At 60.7% G+C, this 1,418-nt stretch carries 1 protein-coding gene; it reads right to left on the bottom strand.

Going from position 1 to position 1,418, the window contains the following annotated elements; all coding sequences use genetic code 11:
* Positions 1 to 1,418 (bottom strand): immunoglobulin-like domain-containing protein (locus tag PFU01S_RS22290; protein WP_042139945.1); only part of this gene is annotated, 1,418 nt, incomplete at both ends.

Here is a 1,418-nt window from a genome sequence, read left to right as displayed (position 1 = left end):
CGTGTCGGTGACGTTGACCGAAGCCGGGCCGCCAATGACCAGGTTCTCGAAGGTGGCGTTCGGCACTTCTGCCTTGACGATGCCAACCTCGATCTTGCCCTCGTCCTTGAAGACGTCATCGCCTTGCGCAGCAGCCGTGTAGGTCTTGGTCATCTCGCCAGCCTTGAACACAACGGTGGCGTTGTTGCTCAGGGTAACGGTCAGGTCCTTGTCCAGTGCGCGGTTCAGGCTCAGGGTGAAGGTCGGCGCAGTGGCTTCGTTCACCGACACCTGATTGGCGACGATATTGACCTGCACCAGGTCGCCCTGGCCGGTAGGTTCGTCGTGCACGGTCGTGGTAACCGGCGACTTGTCCGCCACCAGGTTTTCAAATTGCTTGGCGCCTGCGACCGTGATGTCGGTAATCGACTTGGTGACCGCAGGCTGGCCGCCGACGTACACGTCATCTGGCGCATTGATGGTGACGGTGCCAGTAGCAGAGCCGGCGGCGATGAATACCTGGGTGCCACCGGTCAAGGTGACGGTCACGCCACCGTGGCCAGTGACCGGCAGGTCGCTGTCTTCGCTGATCAAGGTTACGGTGTAGGTGATCTTCCCGCCTTCGACGACCGAGGTGTTATCCACAGCCAGCACCGCAGTGACTTTGCTGATGGTGTCGGTGACATCGACCGATGCAGGCGCGCCCAGCACCAGATTCTCGAAGGTAGCATTCGGCACTTCGGCCTTGACGATACCGATCTGGATCTTGCCTTCGTCCTTGAAGACGTCATCGCCCTGGGCAGGTGCGACATAGGACTTGCTGGTCTCGCCGGCCTTGAACACAACAGTGGCGTTGTTGCTCAGGGTGACCGTGAGGTCCTTGTCCAGCACGCGGTTCAGGGTCAGCGTGAACAGGGGTGGCGTGGCTTCGTTGACCGAGACCTGGTTGGCCACGATGTTCACCAGTACCAAGTCACCCTGGTTGTCATTGCCTGGCGTACCCGAACCTGGCTCGTCGGTGACTGCGGTGCTGACCGGGGTCTTGTCCAGGGTGAGCTGTTCGAACTTCCAGACATCCGGGCCGCTGACCGCCGCGATCGATTTGACGACCGGGTCGTTGGCGCCGATGTAGACGTTGTCAGGTGCGGCGACGGTGACCGAGCCGGTCGTGCCGTTGGCCGGGATGGTGATGGTGGTTTTGCCATCGTCCAGGGTGAAGGTCAGCGCGCCATGCTTGTCAATTGGCAAGCCGTCCTTGTTGGTCAGGGTCACGGTGTAGGTGATCTGACCACCTTCGGTAACCGAGTCGGTCGCAGTCAGCTTGGCTACAACTTCGTCGATGGTATCGGTGACTTTGACCGATGCATCGTTGCCCAACTGCAGGTCCTCGAACGTACGACCACCCGCGTCGGCTGCCGACTTGATGCCCAGGCTGATCT

This window comes from Pseudomonas fulva NBRC 16637 = DSM 17717 (assembly GCF_000730565.1).
In the GTDB taxonomy this organism is placed as follows: domain Bacteria; phylum Pseudomonadota; class Gammaproteobacteria; order Pseudomonadales; family Pseudomonadaceae; genus Aquipseudomonas; species Aquipseudomonas fulva.
Note: the sequence above shows the minus strand (reverse complement) of the source record. Positions and strands in the feature narration are given on the sequence as shown.